Genomic DNA, 18,394 nt, shown 5'->3' with positions numbered 1-18,394 from the left:
TTAATTATATTTTATCGACGGGCTATTGTCGGTTGCCTAAAACAAACTTTCAATCATGGCATCCATGATCTCATTGGATAAATTTTGCAATTCAAGAGCGTTTAGAGGGCACTCAGAAGTACATATGCCGCAGCCCCTGCATTGAACCGGATTGATGAATACTTTGTGCTCAACGATTTTGGGTACGCTGTAAGGACAGGTGCGCAGGCAGGTTAAACACGCGGCGCAGTCACCGGTATTGACAGCCACCGTTTTGTGTGCTTGTAAAATCCCCTTGCATAGAATGGTGCAGGCTCTTCCAACCGCCGCTTTGGCCTGAGTAATAGTCTCCTCTGCGGATTTGGGAGCGTGAGACAGTCCGCAGGCAAATATACCGTCGTTATTTAAATCAACCGGTTTTAATTTTATATGTCTTTCTTTGAAAAAATTATTATCATCCAGAGAAACATTAAATACAGAGGCAATTTTGGGATTGTCCGGTGAAGCTTCGATTCCGGTGGCCAGGCAAAGTATATCGGTTTCCAATTCAATTGTATTGCCCAATATATGGTCATCCACCAGTATCTTAATAAACTTTTTATTCGGAATCGAGATTTCTTCCGCAGTCGGCTTGTTGTTAATATTATACCTGATAAAGATAATTCCTTTGCTTCTCGCTTCTGTATAATACTTTTCCAGGCTTCCGTAGGTCGTAATATCTCTATATAATATGAAGATATTTTTATGAGGATCTCTTTCTTTTAACCGCAGTGCCTGTTTTATTGATTGTGTACAGCAGATTCTGCTGCAGTAATGCCTATAGCTTTTTTCGCGAGAACCTACGCACTGAATCATCACAATATTTCTTGCTTTGTTTAAAAGCGGATCATTAAGCGAAATTAATGCTTCCAACTCCATTTGTGTATAGACAAGCTTGCTTTTGCCGTATAAATATTCTTTTGCCGAACCGTCATTGTTATGACCCGCTTCTTGCCCCCCGGCAGCAATTATAGTAACTGCGTGGTTCAGCACTGTGCTGTCAGACAGTCTGGATATGAAATTACCGACGTAACCGGTACAGCTTTTTACCTCTGTATTTAGATATATATTTACCTCAGAGCGACCGGTTGTTTCATTAATCAGTAGATTTAGATGTTTGGAAATATTCTCATCATTTGTATCGCTGCTAAGCATAGTTTGTGCCGCTAATCCACCCAGAGCGGCAGTTTTTTCTACCAGGTGAACTTTGCATCCGAGTTTAGCCAGGTAAAGAGCAGAGGTTAGCCCGGCCAGTCCGCCGCCAACGATGAGAGCCTCTTGTGTTATTTGTGAAGTGTGCTGGGTAAAGTCTGTTGACAAAGATAATTTAATAACCGCCATTCTTATTTGTTCGAGAGCTTTATAGGTTGCTTTTTTCGGTTTATCCATATGTACCCAGGCGCATTGTTCCCGTATATTTACTATCTGCAGCATATTTTCGGACAGGCCGCATTCGGCAACTAACTTTTTCATTATAGAAGAATTAATTTTACTGCTGCAGGCGGCTATTACGATTCTGTTTAGCCTTTTCTGAAGTATAATCTTTTGCGCGGCTTCTTTGCCTGATAAGGAACATAAATCTGAAAATATGTGGACTTGATTATTCTTCAATTCCCCTGTTAGCTTAGGGAAGTCAAGAATATTGTCCAGGCGGCTGTTGCAACTGCACAAGAATACCCCGATGTTTGGCTCTTCAGAGATAGCTAATTGCCTGGAGGTATGATTATTGAAAGGTTTTTTTCCGATACGTTTTTCATTAATACCGCTGCTTGAGATAATTTCCGCCACGCAGGCTGATGCCAGGGTAAGACTTTCCTGTATGTCCATGGGACCGGCAAAGGCTCCGGCAATAAAAATACCAGGCCTGCTGCTGCATACTCCTGAGAAAGCCTGAGTTAAAGCAAAATTATATTCATCCAGCATAATACCAAATTTTTCGGCTAAATCTTTTATATCTTCCGGTTGTTCGATGCCGGTAGATAATACGACCAGATCGAAATCTTCAGTGATTATATTGCCGTTTTCTGTAGCATAACGAATTACTAAGTTCCCGGTGGGGTCTTTAGAAACGCCATAAATTCTGGAATAAATAAAGCCAACCTGGAAATCCTTTTCCGCCTTTTGTTGATAATCATGATAGCCTTTACCATGTGATCTTATGTCCATCAGGAAAATGTTAGTCTTGGTATCAGAGGAAATCTCCCTGGCCATTATCGCTTCTTTTACTGCAACCATACAGCAAATAGAGGAACAATAAGGTCTTCCTATTCTTTCGTTTCTGGAACCCACGCATTGCAGCCAGGCAATTTTCTCTACCTTCTTCCGGTCGCCCGGTCTAAAGATTTTTGTATGAAAAATTCGAGCTTCTTTTAGCAGTGCCTCAAACTCCAGAGACGTGATCACATTGGGGTATTTACCATAGCCGTAATAGCTTTGTTCTGATGGATCGGTAGTTTTAAAGCCCGTGCTTAATATTACAAAATCTATATTTATCTTGATAACAGATAAATTAAAATCCTTATCGCAGGAAACCGGCCGCTCTTCCGGTGTATGCAGTGTTCCTCTTATGGTAACTTCAAAATTATTAGGAATTCCGGCAAAGTCAAGAATTTCGGCATTAACGATGGTTTTTATGTTTGGGTGACTGTTAACAGAAGATAATTTGCAGCCGAAATCCATTGTATCCGGTGCTAAAGTACATAGTGAGCAATCGTGAGTAGGAAACATTTTGTCGAGCTTTTGCATAGTTCCTCCGGTAGAAGCTGATTTCTCTACCAGGTATACCTCGAATCCTACTTCTGCCAGGTCTATAGCAATTTTTGTCCCTGCCAGACCCGCACCTACTACCATTACTGATTTCATTCAAACACCCCTTGGTAAAGCAAAGCTAGGCCGTTCAGTAGTTGAGAAGTGCTGGTGCGATTATAGTCAGATAATTTAAGATTAAAATATACTGGTGTATATGGCCTTTTGCGTTACTATGTTTTATATTTCATGCAATTGAAGAATTAAATATGACTAATTTATTAGATTTAATAAAATATCTTATTATAGGCATGCATGAAAATAACCTAAATGTATTTTTCAACATTTAGGGTGTTGCAATATAATCATTTCCTTATCAACACAAATCGTATTGGGATTTCTACCTGACGCCGTTGTCAGATAGGGATGTGATAGAATTGTGGATTGATTGAAGTTAAAGCGAGAGAATTGATTGGGCAAACTATTGCAGAGGGTTGCAACATCTTATATAAAAGTCAAATTCAATATTATGGTTAATATTGTTGCCTAAAACAAGGTTTTCCCTTGTTATACATATTTGACGGGGGATATAAAAATCCTTCATGATATATGAGCCTGATAGAAATTTTTAGATTGACCGGTTTGTTTTATAATCAGTATTTTTATTTAGCAAAGACCCCTGATCTGTAATTTCTTTTAACTTCCGGCTGATCAGCTCGTCTATTCTTTCTATATATAACAGAGGATCTTTGGGGTTGTAGCGATTAAGATGTTGTTTGTCGGCCTGTACCAGTTTGGAACTGCCTCCTGTGCCCAGTCCGATAATTGTTTGTCTTTCTTCGATCATTTGAATATTATAGATGCATTCCTTTCCCGGCAGGGCGTAGCCGATATTCTCCAGGTTTCCGGTGATTCTTTTTTGCCTGTACAGGTAATAGGGAAGCATGCCCATATCGCCGCAGCCCTTTTGAGCTATTTCCCACATCTTTAGGACTTCTTTTGCTGCCGGCATATTATGCTGAGCAATTTCCTGTTTAAGAAGCGAGGCGTTTTTTAATGCCAGCGCGTGAACAGTCAGGTTTTCCGGTTTGAGCGGTTTTAGCAGCTCGATTGTTTGCATTACAGAGGTTTCATTTTCGCCCGGCAGGCCTACAATTATATCCATGTTGATAACCGGAAACCCGGCTGCTCTGGCTGATTGCATGGCCCGGTAAATATCTTCAACACTGTGATTGCGCCCGATTAGCTTGAGTGTTTGATCGAGCATCGTTTGAGGGTTAATACTAAGTCTGTCAACACCGGCAGCCGAGCAGATATGAAGAACTTCCTCTGTTAAAGTATCCGGTCTGCCACCTTCCATGGTCACTTCGATGGTTTGCGGTCCGCGCAGGCAGCTATTTGCATTATTTAAAAGTGAGGCCAGCTGCTCGGGATTGATGCTGGTCGGGGTGCCGCCGCCAAAATATATGGTTTGCACGGATAGACCGTTTTCTTTAAGTGCCCTGCCTGTTTCCTTAATCTCTTTTATCAGGGCGTTTAAATAAGGTTCTACCCAGGCTTTAAATTTTTTAACCGGGTAGGCTGTAAAAGAACAATAAAGACAACGGGTAGGGCAAAACGGGATGCCTATGTATATGCTGACGGTTTTTTCCGCTTGTGTATTGGCAGGCAAGAACTTGCGCTGCACGGAAGCTATGGACGTGATCAGTTCGGCTTTATTCGGGAACACAGCATATTCAGCTACCAATTTATTTATAATTTCCCGCCGTTCATAGCCTGTATCAAAGAGCCTTTGCAAGACTTTGGTAGGTCGAATACCTGTAAGTATGCCCCATGGACTGGGAGTCTCACCTGTTGTTTTTTCTAATAAGCGGAAGAGAGCCAGCCTGACCAGGCGCTTGCTTTCATTTTGGCTGTCAACGGGGTTGTCTTCAGCTGTTTCATAATGGGTAATGGTTTGCCGGTCTTTTTTCAGAGAGACTACGGCGGTGAGACGGTTATTTTGTTTTGTTGCATTTGCCCGGATCTGCAAATCCTCCTCGGCGGGTACGGCAGTTGAAGCAGTATGGATCGACTGGTCTTGAAAAAATAGGCGAAGCACGTCCTGCATACCGGGTAAAAAATCTTTATCGTGAGCTGTTAAGAAAACATTGGTCATATGATATCTTCTCCCAAGTAATTTGAATTAATTATAACACGCAGCTTGAGAAAAACAGCATGGCGGTTGTTTTATAGCTGCCGTGCGCCGCAAATATTTTTTCGTTAATATAAGAACGGGCAGGATAAGTCAGCCAGCTATCGAAAAAGATAGTAATGCGAATTAATAAATTGAATTCCAGCAGAGTATAGACTTTTTCGGCTGAACATGTCAAATATATATTTTAGAAGATAAGCTAAGTTAAGGTTTTATTTAATTAAGTTGAATAAGCTAATAAATTTGGTTTGAGATAAAACAAGGAGTTGGTGTCTTTTTGAAAAGGGATGTATATTTGAACAATCAACCACTGGAAGAGGCTTTAGAAAACTTTATGCGCTTTTTGTCGGAAGAGGGTGCTTTAACTGCAGGGACGCCTGAAACAATCCCTGTTGAGGAGGCGCTGGACAGAATTACTGCCGGGCCGATCTATGCCAGAATTTCCTCTCCTCATTATAATGCTTCGGCCATGGACGGGGTAGCGGTATTAGCGGCTAAAACAACCGGCGCTTCCGAAACCTCTCCGAGGCAGCTGAAAGTTGATCAGGACTTTGTTGTGGTGGACACAGGTGACCCAATACCCCCAGATTTTGATGCGGTTATTATGATAGAAGATGTTAATTATCCGGATAATGAGACTATAGAGATTATGGCTGAGGCTTCACCCTGGCAGCATGTGCGCCTGATGGGTGAAGATATAGTGGCTGCGGAAATGATTCTGCCGGGCAACCATAAGATTAAGCCTGCCGATATAGGTGGCGTGCTGGCGGGAGGTATAACTGAAATAGCTGTTCATGCCAGGCCTAAGGTGGCCTTGATGCCAACCGGCACGGAACTCGTGCAGCCGGGCAGCGAGTTAAAGCCGGGGGATATCATTGAGTATAATACCGGGGTTTTGGCTGCCATGGTGCGTCAGTGGGGCGGTATTCCTATCAGGCGTGAGATTACGGTGGACGATTATGATTTATTGAAAAAAACCATGCTGTCCGCTGTGGAAGAAGCGGATATTCTACTTATTAATGCCGGATCGTCTGCAGGCAGGGAGGACTTTACCAGCAGTCTGATTAGTGAACTGGGTGTCATGGTTACGCACGGTGTAGCCATAAAGCCTGGTAAGCCAACTATTCTCGGGGTTATTAAGGGAAAACCGGTTATCGGAGTGCCCGGTTATCCTGTATCTGCCATACTCTGCATGGATTTATTTTTGAAACCGATTATCTATAGAAAGCAGGGCCTGCTGCCCCCGCCGGTAGCCAAAACCGAAGCCATTGTTTCCCGGAAACTTGTATCCCCTCTGGGCCTGGAGGAGTTTGTGCAGGTTAAGCTGGGGCGGGTGGGAGAAAAGATTATTGCCACGCCCATTTCGCGCGGTGCGGGAGTAATTATGTCCATGGTGCGGGCCGACGGGATGCTCCGTGTGCCTAGAACCAGTGAGGGTTTTAACGCTGCTGAAACTGTGCAGGTAGAACTGCATAGGCCCCTTGATGAAGTACTGGAAACCACTGTAGTAATCGGCAGTCACGATATTGCTATGGATGTACGGGGTGATTAAGTTGGCCAAATCATATATAATTCAAAAGTTTTCACCGTCCTGGTTTGCCTGTGTTATGGGTACGGGAATAGTTGCCGTAGACAGTTATCTTTATGCCGAGCAGTGTATTTTCCTAAAAAGATTGGCTATAATAAGTTGGGTTTTTACTATGCTCTTTTTTCTGATAATTTTAATTCCGTGGGTACTCAGATTTATGTTATATAAAAAGGAAGCATCATTGGATTTTAAGGATGCTGTTACAGGCCAATTCTATGCTACCATGCCGATAGCTTGTTTAGTTATAGCGGTAGATTTAATGATTGTCGGCATACATTATATGAATGCAGATATTGCAATTCAGTTAGCAAAAACTTTTTGGTTAACCGGAGTATTAATAGCACTGCCAGGTTCTATTATTATTCCGCTGCAGAATTTTATCAACCAGGATGTGAAAATAGAAAATATAAATCCCGCATGGTTTATGCCGCCGGTTAGTTTAATCGTGATACCTGTTGCCGGTACTAAACTAATTCCTTTTTGGCCAATCTCGTGGCAGCAATCAATGCTGGTTTTTAATTATATTTCATGGAGCGGCGGGTTTTTCCTTTTTCTAATATTAGAAGTAATATGTATTTACAGGTTTATTTGTTGTCCACTTTTGCCCGGCAAGCTGGCACCTACTGTTTGGATTAATTTAGGACCTATTGGAGTGGGTACGATTTCACTAATAAACCTTGGTACTGCTAGTGTTTCTACTTTAGGAGAATATGTTCAGTCCGTTCTTAATATAGGCGCTCTCTTTCTTTGGGGTTTCGGTTTTTGGTGGTTAATGTGTGCACTGGTACTAACATCCTATTATTTAAGTCAAAAAAACCTGCCTTTTAGCTTATCGTGGTGGGCTTTTACTTTCCCACTTGGTGCATATACAGGTGCAACTTATTTAGTTTCAACTGTTTTAAATTCTTCAGCGGTTTTAAGCTATGGATATTTTTGCTTATATTTATTGCTTACTCTGTGGTTTGTTGTATTAGTTAAAACAATAAAAGGGGTTATAAAGTCAGAGGTTTTCCTATGAGAATATTGAGCAACGTGCCTGTGGCTGCTCGAAAGTCGCGCTTAAGGCGACTTTCTTGCGGGGAGGGACTGACCGGTTTAGCGGTGAATCCGGTCAGGATGAGTATAAACATTCATCCTGTTGCCCCTGGCAAAGCCGACTACAGTAATACCCAGTTCTCCGGCCATTTTTACGGCCAGATCGGTGGGTGCTGCGCGGGATATGATGACAGGGATACCCATTTTGGCTGTTTTGATTAATATTTCTGAAGAAATGCGGCCGCTTAGAACTAAAATTTTGTCATCCAGATTAATCAACTCGAAAAAAGCTTTGCCGAAAAGCTTGTCTACCGCATTATGTCTTCCAATGTCCTCGTAAAAGAACAGCATTTCTGTTGCCGAACAAAGTGCTGCTCCATGTGTTCCTCCGGTAGTGCGGAATACTTGAGCCTTGTTTTCCAATTTGTCTGTTAAGATTCTGATTTGCTGCACGGAAACACAGGTGCTTCCGTGTACCGGTTCGGTAGCCGCGTCATTAATAAAATAGAAAGACGATCTGCTTTTGCCGCAGCAGGAAGTTATATACCGCCGCATGAACCTTTCTTCTTCTAATACAGGTTGAGCAGTTTCGACCAGAATAATTCCTTTATTTTCTTCCAGTTTAATGTCGGTCAAATCCTGTCTGTTTCTTAAAATTCCTTCGGAACACAAAAATCCTACGGCTAATTCGCAAAGATATTGCGGTGAGCATACGAGAGTTACAAATTCTCCGTTGTTTAGAAAAATGGTAAGCGGTGTTTCACGCGCCACTGCATCTTTTTCAGTAATTGCAATACCGTTATTGATCTTAGTGACAGGCAGCTTAAGGGTTATTTTTTTCATAACATACCCCCCCGGAAATTGTCTTAGTGATTAATTGCCTTGCGGCTGTTTTAACCTGCAGATATTTTACCCTGAAATGAATACTTCGGCAAGTGTGGAAAAACATGAAAAAATATTTGGTATTACCTGTATAAAAACCTAAACTTGCGGAAAAAATATGTCTAGATATTGCCATAATAATTGTAAACACAAGTAATAATTATATAGAGCGAGAAAATATAAGCAATAAGATAATATTTTATCTAAACAGGTTTAAATGCCTATTATTTGCCTAATAAAAAATTTGCTTTTGGTTTTCTAATTCTATATTATATTACTTGGGTAAATACTAGCACTCATAGTGAGTGAGTGCTAACAACTTGAATAAATATAATAAGGAGGGTTTTAAATGATCAGACCTTTAGGAGATCGGGTTGTAGTAAAACCTGCAGCAAAGGAAGAGGTAACAAAGAGTGGTATCGTTCTTCCGGATACAGCTAAGGAGAAGCCTCAGAAAGGTGAGGTTGTAGCTGTTGGGAGTGGACGTCTTTTAGAAACAGGCCAGCGTGTGCCAATGGACTTAAAAGTCGGTGATGAAATTTTATTCTCCAAGTACGCCGGCAATGAAATCAAAATTGACGATGTAGAATATTTAATCCTTCGTGAAATGGACATTCTTGGCGTAATTGAGTAATTGAAACGGGGATAAATCATAAATAATCATATCGAATTTAAAGGGAGGTACAAAATAAAATGGCAAAACAAATTATCTTCAACGAAGATGCCCGCAAAGCATTGGAAAAAGGAGTCAATCAATTAGCCGAAGCTGTACGTGTAACCCTTGGCCCGAAAGGCCGGAATGTGGTTCTTGATAAAAAATTCGGTGCGCCGACAATTACCAACGACGGTGTCACCATTGCCAGAGAGATTGAACTGCCGGATGTATTCGAAAACATGGGCGCTCAGCTGGTAAAAGAAGTTGCTACCAAAACCAACGATGTAGCAGGTGACGGTACCACAACCGCTACGGTACTGGCTCAAGCTATGGTTCGCGAAGGCTTAAGAAACGTTACTGCCGGTGCCAACCCGATGATTATCAAGCGTGGTATTGAGAAGGCTGTGGAAAAAGCAGTAGATGCTATTAAAAACAGCTCCAAGCCGATTGAAAGCAAAGGTGCTATTGCCCAGGTTGCTTCAATTTCTGCTAATGATGAAACTATCGGTAATTTAATTGCCGACGCCATGGAAAAAGTAGGAAAAGACGGTGTTATCACTGTTGAGGAATCCAAGGGTATCGGTACCACTTTAGATGTAGTGGAAGGTATGAATTTTGACCGCGGCTATATTTCTCCGTATATGATTACCGATACTGATAAAATGGAAGCAGATTTGGAGGAGCCCTACATACTGTTGACAGACAAGAAGATTTCCTCCATTCAGGAAATTCTGCCCATTTTGGAAAAAGTGGTTCAGTCCGGCAAAGCGCTTTTGATCATTGCAGAAGATTTGGAAGGCGAAGCTCTGGCTACTCTGGTTCTCAATAAACTGCGCGGAACCTTCACTTGTGTAGCAGTGAAAGCTCCTGGTTTCGGTGATCGCCGCAAAGCCATGATGCAGGATATAGCTATTCTAACCGGTGCTCAGGTGATTACTGAAGAACTCGGCTTAAAGCTGGATAAAGCTACTATTGATATGCTCGGCAGAGCTTCCAGAGTCAGAGTTAAGAAAGAAGAAACCATCATTGTCGGCGGTTCCGGCAGTGTGGATGAAATCAAACAGCGTGTTAACCAAATCAAGGCACAGATCGAAGAAAGCACTTCCGACTTTGACCGCGAGAAGCTCCAGGAGCGTTTGGCAAAGCTGGCCGGCGGCGTAGCCGTAATCCAAGTTGGTGCTGCCACTGAAGTTGAAATGAAAGAGAAGAAGCTGCGCATTGAGGATGCTCTTAATGCTACCAGGGCTGCCGTGGAAGAAGGTATCGTGTCCGGTGGCGGTGTTGCTTATGTAAGCATTATTCCTGATCTTGTAGATATGGAAGCAGCTAATTTAGACGAGAAATCCGGTATTGATATTGTTCGCCGCGCTCTGGAAGATCCCTTGCGCCAGATTGCCAACAATGCAGGTCTTGAAGGCTCAGTTGTGGTGGAAAAAGTTAAGGTTTCCGAAAACGGTGTAGGTTTCAACGCCTTGACAGGTGAATATGTCAATATGATCGATGCCGGTATTGTGGACCCGGCTAAAGTTACCCGCTCTGCCCTGCAGAACGCTGCCAGCATTGCTGCTATGATTCTGACCACTGAAACCCTGATAGCTGAGAAACCTGAAGAGGGTAAGGATGCTATGGCCGGCATGGGCGGCATGGGCGGTATGGGTGGCATGGGCGGCATGATGTAATAAGTGCCTTGAAGCCCTGTAGAATTAAGACTTTATAATATCCATGTTGCCCAAAAGGTAACGTTAGATTAGAGGCCTTTCATTAGTTCATTGAACTTTTGAGAGGTTTCTTTTTTACCGGCTTGGTATAATATAACTATAAAACCGAAGGCCCATCCCGCCTCCGCTTTTATTTGTCTTCCTCCTCAATTCTCTCCAGCCCAACGCTCTCCAGGATCTCATTTATCAATTCTTTAGTCAATACTTTCACCTCCTTCCGAGCAGTGACTTGACCATATTAACACTAACAAAGCTTATTGTCAATGAATTACTTGTCCTTATCTGACCAAAAGTAAAGCCCCAAGTTGTTATACAACAAGAGGCGATGTATATACTGATATTTACTATTTATAGAGTAACAAAACATCATCCCTCTTTCTCCCCCGCCGTATACCTGAGTGAGAATCCCAGCACAATCCAAAACAAAGGCATAATCAAAACTACCTCTATACTAAACAATCCCTGGATAATATAAGCCAGTATCATAGCCAAATACATTAACCCATATTTAGTTCTATATAAAGATAAGAAGAAAGACAAAAATGCCAGGTAGAAAAGAAGAGCAAAAACCCCCATTGTAATAGCTATTTCCAAAAATATGTTGTGCGCTTTGTCAATGGGATGCTGGTGCTTAGTTTTCAACCCGGCATAGCCCAAGTGATCCGGTCCAAGACCAAAAGCCCAATGAGCGGGCAATAACTTCAGCGTTTCTTTCCATATCATAACCCTGCCATTGCCGGCATTTTCCTCAAAACGCAGTGCGGCTGACGCCTCTCCGGCAATACTGCCGGCCCTGTTAAGAAACACGACACCCCCCTTGCTCAATGAACACAAGCAGAAAATAACAAAAAATGTTATCAATAAAAGGGCCGCTGGTTTCCTTATCTTGGGAAGGGGCAAAGCGTAAAGGAGGATAAATGTAAATGTAGTAAAAAATGCTATCCATGAACTCCTGGTCTGACATACTATAAGGCCGAGGTATATAAGGGCGCTGGAAATCAACCAGCGCAGCTTTTTTTTTCTCAGGTAGAAAAACATAGCTGCCGGCAGGATAAAAACCTGGTAACTGCCTAGAAAATCGGGATTTCCCAGAGTACTGTAACTGCGAATACCTTCCCGGTAGGGCTCATGAGGCACCGGGTTATAGCCTAAATACTGCAGCAGTGCAATAAATGATACCAGTACTGCGGTACAAACAGCATATTTTAATATTTGTTCAGCATGATTGCTGCGATAAGCAAGAATAAACAGCAGCAAACAAAACAGGTAAGTGGTATAACCAGTGTAGCGGTAAGGATTGCCGATCCAGGCAGTGACGGGTTCAGGGGCGAAAAGGGTAGAAAGCAAGCCAAAGAATATAAATAAACCCAGAGGAATAAAAGCAGGGTGTTTTAACTGTATCCGGTCATTGCTTAGAATAACTAAAGACATGATACCTAAAACAGCCAGCATAATATACCTGGGTGCGTAAAAGCAGTCCAGAAAATACTGGTTAATTGAAGGAAAAGAGGAACAAAGCTTGTAAGGGATGACTACCAGGGGATAGATAGCTGCCGTGAACCAAAGTATAAGGAAACTCATTTCCCGCCGAGTTTTTAACAGCTCCATTATCAGAATCTCCTTATTTTACAAGTTGAGATTGTGCTGCCAGATCGGCTGGTTTTGAGAACTGCCTGTTGTCAAAACATTTGGCATTGGATTATTCTATGCCGGACCAGCCTAAATTGTTAGCCTAAACAATAAAACATCAAAAAATAACAACCAATAGCAAAAATTCATATCTATAGCTATTAATCCGATATCCATATTAATAGTGTAGAAAGTATTATTACAATTATGTAACCAATTAATTATCGAGTTCATATTATAAATTATCCATAATATACCATATAAAGTTTTTATGGATGTGTTTTGAGTAGGAAGCAGGTCTGGTTTTTTAAATTATAGGATAAGGAGGGATATTATGTGCCACCACGAAGAAGAAAGGAAAGAAAAAGAGAGGAAAGAGAAAAAGAAAAGAAGGAAAGAAAAGAAAAGAAAGAAAGAAAGACTACAAAAGATTATTTTAATTTTGACTCTGGTGTTTATTCTGCTGCTAATTTGTTGTCTGATTTTAGCCTGTGGATGCCCACCGGATAAATGCATTCCCCCTAAGCCGGTAACTTGTTTCCAGAATCAATACCTTATCAATGATGTAGTTTCAAATTTTGAGTATGTTTTTGAATCAGCCTCAGAAAAACTTATTGCTTAGAACAAAGCTCTGAAAAAAAGCCAACACTTAATAATGATGCTTGCTTCTTCATATATAACAAAACGAGGCCTTTCATTAGTTCGTTGAATTTTTGAGAGGTCTCTTTTTACTTGCTTGGTCACGATATGACTATAAAACCGCAAGCCCATCCTGCCTCCGCTTTTGTTCGTCTTCCCCCTCAATTCTCTACGGCCCGAAGTTCACCATAATATTATTAATTAATTCTTTAGTAATATACAATAATGTTTGCAATAATTTTAGGGATAGCTTATTAAATATTCCAAAAGAGTTTATAGTACCAGGATGAGGCTGAATCCTTATTTTCCTCATCATTTTGGGATGCTTTCAGGTAAACCACTTCCGCTCCGATCAGCTTAGCGATTTGCTCAATTTCTATTTTTCTAATATGCTTAAAATTGATTCTTAAATCGGTTCCAACTGAACCTTCATAGATAAAACTTGGATTCTCTCCGTTTGATCTCAATTTGCTTTGTTCACGGACAAACAACATTGCTTTTTCCATTTCATCACCTGTTATATATTTTTAGTAATCAGATTATAAGAAAGGCGTGAGCTGTGAGCTCTCGCCTTTTAAAACAGACAAGACTGATTGTTTATATAAACCTAAATCCTGAATTTGATATACCCACAACATTGTTTGCAAGGGCTTGATTGGAACCTCTTTGCACATACGTTTTGCAAGCTGTAGCCATTGATAATCCTGCTGCTGTAGGTGCAATAGCATGGGCCATATTAGCGTCAATTTGAGGAGGTGCGACAGCTGCAACGTTATCAGTGGTGACAAGAATTTGGTTGGCTGCACACATATTTCCTGAGGCCCAATAGTGACAGTCAGCTACAGTACAACGAATATTCTGATTCATTTTATCATTCCTTTCGTGAGTTATATTGATATTTTCCTTGCTTAGTATCTCTCTGAATTCAGTAGATATACGTTTAACACATATTGATTGTGAGGGATTTATTGGCAAAATCGGAAGCAATTAACCATGATTAGTTTAATTTTCTAGGTTGATGGAAGGCCAACGCTTTAGTGATTTATCTTTGAAAAATATATATTTATGTGTAAAACAAGGATTTTGTGCTATAATGTCTAAAAAATAAAAAATAACTAATGGGCAAAACCATACGAAAGATGGTGACGCAAAACCTTGGATCTAAGGTCATAAAATATGGCTATGATTGCCAGGCTGCAAATACCTAAATTCTTTAGGAGGGGAAAGCAGCCCTCCTTTTTTATTTTGATTTATCGGTTAGTATAAATAATAACAAAAGGGGGTTGGAAAGTTATTCTGAGTTAGTTGGAGCATATCAGTTCTTAAAACTAAGCAGGGTTATTTTTGCATAATTTGCTTAAAAAATTAGGGGTGGATTAAAATGAAAAAAATTTCAACTAAAATTTGGGTAGGCTTTACATCTTTATTGGTACTGATGACAATCATGGTAGGTATCACTTACTATCAGTTGGGACAGTTGGTTGACCAATCTGAAGCTTTATCTCAGCATAGAATTCCGATGACAAATACTTCATACCAGCTGGCATTAAATTTTGCCCGTCAAGCAGCGGGTATTCGCGGTTATTTAGCAACCGGCAACGAAAAATTTATAGATGAGTATTCCCGGGCAAAAAAAGAATCAGATGAGGAAACCGCTTACATTGAAAAGAATCTTGCAAGTGATGAAAATAAACAGCTTTTTGCTCAAGTTAAGAGTGCTATAAATGATTTTGAACAATATCCTATGGCAATAATTTCAATGTATAAAGAACAGGGACAAAAAGCTGCTGCCTCATACATGACTGGCATTACCGCTCCGGCTAATGAAAGAGCTATTAATGAGATAAATAATTTTATAGTTATACAAAAACAAAAGATTCAACAAGAAGGAGATAATGTACAAAACAGAGCAATAAAAACGAGAACCTTTTCATTAGTAATACTTGTCTTTGGAGTAATATTAGGATTAACACTTGCTTTTTATATTACCAGGCCAATTACAATAGCTCTCAAGAAAATCAGTGATATTTCCTCTAAATATGCCGGGGGAGATTTTAGAGAAGCAATTGAGATTAAATCGACTGATGAATTGGGTCAACTGGCAGTTTCGCTAACTAAAATGCAGAAGAGCATTCAAGATATAATTCAAAAGTTGATAAATTCCTCCAAACAGATAAATGAGTCGGTTGCACAGATGGTTGCTCAAGCTCAGCAAACCTCTGCAGGGTCATCAGAAACAGCCGCTACAATGAGTGAAATTGCCGGCACGGTAGACAACATGTCACAAAATGCGCAGGATGTTTCTCATCGGGCCGGTATAGCTTCACAATATGCAGATAGAGGACATCAAGGCATTGAAATGGTGAATAATCAAATGAAGGAAATATCTACATCTACTATGCAGGTAGGCACTTCAATTAAAGATTTAAATACGGCAATAAGCAAAATAGGGCAATTTGTTGAAGTTATTACTAATATTGCAGATCAAACAAATTTACTGGCATTGAACGCTGCTATTGAAGCAGCAAGAGCAGGTGATGCGGGAAGAGGTTTTGCTGTTGTAGCCGAAGAGGTAAGAAAACTGGCTGAGCAATCAGCACAATCCACAAAAGAGATAGTACAGCTAATGAATGAAATTGAAGGGTATTCTATTCAGGCTGTGCAAGCCATAAAATTAGGGGATGAAAAAGTTGAACAGGGTAATGAGGTGGCAAACGAAGTGGGACAGAGTTTTAATGAAATAATAAAGGCAGTTCAGGAACTCAGTGAACAGGTGCAAACTATAGCGGCATCTACTGAACAGGTTTCCGCAGGTGTACAAAATGTTGCCGGGACAACAGAGGAACAAACAGCTGCTATGGAGGAAGTTTCTAACGCCGCCGGAAATTTAGACAAGTTAGCCGGTGATCTTAATTCGATAGTTGTTAATTTTAAAATATAAAATATGGCATGTTGGCTGCAATAACGATAAAATTACGTATGTAAAGATAGAACAGCCTTGCCGGGGCGTCTTATATTCATGATATCTTTCTTTTGATCTGTCTACGTTGACAGATCTTTTTCTTGCTTGACTTTGGAGAGGTTTTTCATATTTTGCTGCTGATAGCGGAACTTAAAATTGCGCAAGGCACATACAAAAACATAATTGTACTAATAATAATCTTATATAAATATACCGTTTAAGGAAGTATTATGAGTAATAAACAACATATTTCTGAAATTGCTTTTACATTTTTAATTATTGGCTTTCTTATCGGAACAGCAATAATGCTTGTACCGTCCGCTGTGATTTCGGATGCCAAGCAGGATGCATGGCTGTCTGTGTTAATAGCAGTATTTCCTTCTATTATTATTGTCAACGTATTAATATCATTACAAAGAATGTTTCCGGGTCAATCTATCATCCAGTACAGCGTTCAAATTTTAGGCTACCCATTTGGTAAAATAATTAATGGCCTATTGCTCTGGTTTGTTTTACACCTTTCTGTCCTGGTTCTTCGAGATGCGGAAGACTTTGTTCAGTTACTGTTATTGCCCAGAACGCCCCCGGTTTTAATAGCCATAGTCATTGTTATTGTAACTTTCGGTGCTTTAATAGGGGGATTTGAGGTGCTGGCCAGAATAACGGTTCTTATTATGCCAATATTGTTAATATTTTTTCTGGTGCTCTCTTTCCTGTCCTTGTTAAATGCTGACTTTAGTCGCATTACCCCTATTAATGAAAATGGATATATACCTATAATTAGGGGTGCAATAGAACCTGTATCTTTTCCTTTCGGAGAAATGATAATTTTTGCGTTTTTATTTTTTAATCATCAAAATATAAATAAATCACGAAACTTATTATTGCATGCTGTATTTGGCATATTAGTTGCCTTCATTGTTTTAGAAGTAGGGGTCTTGCGTTCGATTTTTGTTTTAGGCGTCGAAAGCTCAGGTCGTTATTTATTTCCTGTTCTTGGATCTACTTTCATGTCTTTGGTGGGCAATATTTTTGCTCCTATAGTTACAATTAACTGGTTTTGTTTTATGTTTATTAAGTTTGCTATTTGTTATTATGCGTTTAACTGGGGATTGGCAAATTGCTTGGGCATTCAAAACTACAGAAGTATCATGATACCAATAGGAATACTGATAATAGCACTTTCATTTTTTGTTTATTCCAATTATGTGGAAGAAATAAGCTTTGCCTCTGAAATCTGGCCTTATTACGCCATTCCTTTTGAGTACGGAATACCCCTGCTTCTTTGGGCAGCAGCAAAAGCACGCAATTGATAAATCTTATCTCCTTTTCGTGGCCGGGGTAAACTCATTGACATTATTATTGGGAAGTGATAGATTTGTGACAAAAAGGAGGCGGCTTATGCAAATCGTTGATGATATTACCTCATTAGTAGGGCAGACACCTTTACTCAGTTTAAATAAATTAGAAAAGTATTTGCCCGCCCGATTATTAGGCAAATTGGAGATGTTCAATCCCGGCGGCAGTGTTAAGGATCGCACCGCCTCTTCCATGATCCGGGCCGCTCGGGAGCAAGGCTTGCTTAATAAAGACAGTGTAATAATTGAACCGACCAGCGGCAATACAGGTATAGCTCTGGCTCTTATTTGCGCTGCCAGTGGCTGGCGGTTGATTTTAACTATGCCTGATACAATGAGTGAAGAGAGGCGCAAGCTTCTGCAGGCTTATGGCGCGGAGACAGTGCTGACGCCAGGCGCTGACGGAATGAGAGGAGCTATTGCCAGAGCTGAGGAACTGGCCGGTCAAATTCCGGATTCATTTATGCCTATGCAGTTTACTAACCCGGCTAACCCGGCAGCTCATTTAGCTACCGGTGAAGAAATCTGGCAGCAAACCGGCGGTCAGGTGGATATTTTTGTGGCCTGTGTGGGTACGGGCGGTACAATTACCGGAGTGGCGCAGGCTTTGAAAAAAAATAAGCCGGAAGTCAGGATAGTGGCTGTAGAGCCTGCCGCTTCTCCTGTATTAAGCGGTGGCAAAGCCGGTTTACATAAAATTCAGGGTATAGGAGCAGGTTTTATACCGGAGGTTTTGCAAACAGAACTTCTGGATGAAATAGTTGCCGTTACAGATGAAGCTGCTTTTAACATGACTCGCAGGTTAGCCGGGGAATTAGGCGTTTTAGCCGGTATTTCCTCCGGAGCCGCCGTGCACGCTGCCCTGAAACTGGCTGAAAAAGCGACTAATCAGGGTAAACTGGTAGTGGTATTGCTGCCCGACGGAGGGGAGCGGTACCTGTCTGCCGGTGTTTTTTAGGATTGGGGTGATT

General features: G+C 40.9%; 14 protein-coding genes and 1 riboswitch. Of the genes, 8 read left to right on the top strand and 6 right to left on the bottom strand.

Features of this window, described 5'->3' with window-relative positions; genetic code table 11:
• Nucleotides 1-36 precede the first annotated feature (36 nt).
• Nucleotides 37-2,880 carry an FAD-dependent oxidoreductase gene (locus DTOX_RS16375; RefSeq protein ID WP_015758798.1) on the bottom strand — a complete coding sequence of 948 codons (2,844 nt, stop codon included), beginning with the start codon at nt 2,878-2,880 and terminating at the stop codon, nt 37-39.
• Nucleotides 2,881-3,391: 511 nt separating this feature from the next.
• Nucleotides 3,392-4,921 carry a coproporphyrinogen dehydrogenase HemZ gene (gene hemZ / locus DTOX_RS16370; protein WP_015758797.1) on the bottom strand — a complete coding sequence of 510 codons (1,530 nt, stop codon included), beginning with the start codon at nt 4,919-4,921 and terminating at the stop codon, nt 3,392-3,394.
• 313 nt (nt 4,922-5,234) lie between these two features.
• Between hemZ and DTOX_RS16365 the strand changes: the two genes are divergently transcribed.
• On the top strand, nt 5,235-6,509 hold the full coding sequence (locus DTOX_RS16365; protein WP_015758796.1) for a molybdopterin-binding protein: 1,275 nt from the start codon (nt 5,235-5,237) through the stop codon (nt 6,507-6,509).
• Entirely contained in the window at nt 6,502-7,563 is a 1,062-nt protein-coding gene (locus DTOX_RS16360; protein WP_015758795.1) for a TDT family transporter, read from the top strand. The genes DTOX_RS16365 and DTOX_RS16360 overlap by 8 nt, the downstream gene beginning before the upstream one ends.
• Nucleotides 7,564-7,640: 77 nt before the next feature.
• On the opposite strand, the gene fdhD is transcribed toward DTOX_RS16360, so the two are convergent.
• Nucleotides 7,641-8,423 carry a formate dehydrogenase accessory sulfurtransferase FdhD gene (gene fdhD / locus DTOX_RS16355; RefSeq protein WP_015758794.1) on the bottom strand — a complete coding sequence of 261 codons (783 nt, stop codon included), beginning with the start codon at nt 8,421-8,423 and terminating at the stop codon, nt 7,641-7,643.
• Nucleotides 8,424-8,811: 388 nt separating this feature from the next.
• Here fdhD and groES point away from each other — a divergent pair, with 388 nt between their 5' ends.
• Together groES and groL are read left to right on the top strand one after the other, a co-directional pair.
• A complete protein-coding gene (groES, locus tag DTOX_RS16350) occupies nt 8,812-9,096 on the top strand; it encodes a co-chaperone GroES (protein WP_015758793.1) in 285 nt (94 codons plus the stop codon).
• A 59-nt stretch (nt 9,097-9,155) separates the two neighbouring features.
• Entirely contained in the window at nt 9,156-10,796 is a 1,641-nt protein-coding gene (gene groL / locus DTOX_RS16345) for a chaperonin GroEL (RefSeq protein ID WP_015758792.1), read from the top strand.
• Nucleotides 10,797-11,201: 405 nt separating this feature from the next.
• Here the strand turns inward: groL and DTOX_RS16340 are convergent, their stop codons facing one another.
• Entirely contained in the window at nt 11,202-12,443 is a 1,242-nt protein-coding gene (locus tag DTOX_RS16340; RefSeq protein ID WP_015758791.1) for an O-antigen ligase family protein, read from the bottom strand.
• 357 nt (nt 12,444-12,800) lie between these two features.
• On the opposite strand from DTOX_RS16340, the gene DTOX_RS23160 reads away from it, so the two are divergent.
• On the top strand, nt 12,801-12,974 hold the full coding sequence (locus DTOX_RS23160; protein ID WP_157862990.1) for a hypothetical protein: 174 nt from the start codon (nt 12,801-12,803) through the stop codon (nt 12,972-12,974).
• Between the two features lie 383 nt (nt 12,975-13,357).
• Here the strand turns inward: DTOX_RS23160 and DTOX_RS16330 are convergent, their stop codons facing one another.
• Both DTOX_RS16330 and DTOX_RS16325 read right to left on the bottom strand, forming a co-directional pair.
• The gene (locus tag DTOX_RS16330; RefSeq protein WP_015758788.1) at nt 13,358-13,609 is read right to left on the bottom strand and encodes a hypothetical protein; all 252 of its coding nucleotides are present in this window, start codon (nt 13,607-13,609) and stop codon (nt 13,358-13,360) included.
• Nucleotides 13,610-13,700: 91 nt separating this feature from the next.
• The gene (locus tag DTOX_RS16325; protein ID WP_015758787.1) at nt 13,701-13,970 is read right to left on the bottom strand and encodes a DUF1540 domain-containing protein; all 270 of its coding nucleotides are present in this window, start codon (nt 13,968-13,970) and stop codon (nt 13,701-13,703) included.
• Between the two features lie 244 nt (nt 13,971-14,214).
• Nucleotides 14,215-14,305, top strand: a riboswitch (cyclic di-GMP riboswitch).
• 179 nt (nt 14,306-14,484) lie between these two features.
• Here DTOX_RS16325 and DTOX_RS16320 point away from each other — a divergent pair.
• The 3 genes from DTOX_RS16320 (at nt 14,485) to cysK (ending at nt 18,381) form a co-directional block, all read left to right on the top strand.
• Nucleotides 14,485-16,044 (top strand): methyl-accepting chemotaxis protein, encoded by a 1,560-nt coding sequence (locus tag DTOX_RS16320; RefSeq protein ID WP_015758786.1) that lies wholly within the window; start codon nt 14,485-14,487, stop codon nt 16,042-16,044.
• Nucleotides 16,045-16,295: 251 nt separating this feature from the next.
• Nucleotides 16,296-17,378 carry a GerAB/ArcD/ProY family transporter gene (locus DTOX_RS16315; protein ID WP_015758785.1) on the top strand — a complete coding sequence of 361 codons (1,083 nt, stop codon included), beginning with the start codon at nt 16,296-16,298 and terminating at the stop codon, nt 17,376-17,378.
• An 88-nt stretch (nt 17,379-17,466) separates the two neighbouring features.
• Nucleotides 17,467-18,381, top strand: coding sequence for a cysteine synthase A (gene cysK, locus DTOX_RS16310; RefSeq protein WP_015758784.1), 915 nt, complete (start codon nt 17,467-17,469; stop codon nt 18,379-18,381).
• Nucleotides 18,382-18,394: the final 13 nt, after the last annotated feature.

Origin of the sequence: Desulfofarcimen acetoxidans DSM 771 (assembly GCF_000024205.1) — a bacterium.
Taxonomy (GTDB): Bacteria; Bacillota; Desulfotomaculia; order Desulfotomaculales; family Desulfofarciminaceae; genus Desulfofarcimen; species Desulfofarcimen acetoxidans.
Note: the sequence above shows the minus strand (reverse complement) of the source record. Positions and strands in the feature narration are given on the sequence as shown.

What these genes read in the sequence shown, in the direction of transcription:
- DTOX_RS16315 (WP_015758785.1), top strand. Translation starts at nt 16,296, where the DNA reads ATGAGTAATAAACAACATATTTCTGAAATTGCTTTTACATTTTTAATT.
- groL (WP_015758792.1), top strand. Translation starts at nt 9,156, where the DNA reads ATGGCAAAACAAATTATCTTCAACGAAGATGCCCGCAAAGCATTGGAA.
- cysK (WP_015758784.1), top strand. Translation starts at nt 17,467, where the DNA reads ATGCAAATCGTTGATGATATTACCTCATTAGTAGGGCAGACACCTTTA.
- DTOX_RS16325 (WP_015758787.1), bottom strand. Translation starts at nt 13,970, where the DNA reads ATGAATCAGAATATTCGTTGTACTGTAGCTGACTGTCACTATTGGGCC.
- hemZ (WP_015758797.1), bottom strand. Translation starts at nt 4,921, where the DNA reads ATGACCAATGTTTTCTTAACAGCTCACGATAAAGATTTTTTACCCGGT.
- DTOX_RS16330 (WP_015758788.1), bottom strand. Translation starts at nt 13,609, where the DNA reads ATGGAAAAAGCAATGTTGTTTGTCCGTGAACAAAGCAAATTGAGATCA.
- fdhD (WP_015758794.1), bottom strand. Translation starts at nt 8,423, where the DNA reads ATGAAAAAAATAACCCTTAAGCTGCCTGTCACTAAGATCAATAACGGT.
- DTOX_RS16320 (WP_015758786.1), top strand. Translation starts at nt 14,485, where the DNA reads ATGAAAAAAATTTCAACTAAAATTTGGGTAGGCTTTACATCTTTATTG.
- DTOX_RS16340 (WP_015758791.1), bottom strand. Translation starts at nt 12,443, where the DNA reads ATGGAGCTGTTAAAAACTCGGCGGGAAATGAGTTTCCTTATACTTTGG.
- DTOX_RS16375 (WP_015758798.1), bottom strand. Translation starts at nt 2,880, where the DNA reads ATGAAATCAGTAATGGTAGTAGGTGCGGGTCTGGCAGGGACAAAAATT.
- groES (WP_015758793.1), top strand. Translation starts at nt 8,812, where the DNA reads ATGATCAGACCTTTAGGAGATCGGGTTGTAGTAAAACCTGCAGCAAAG.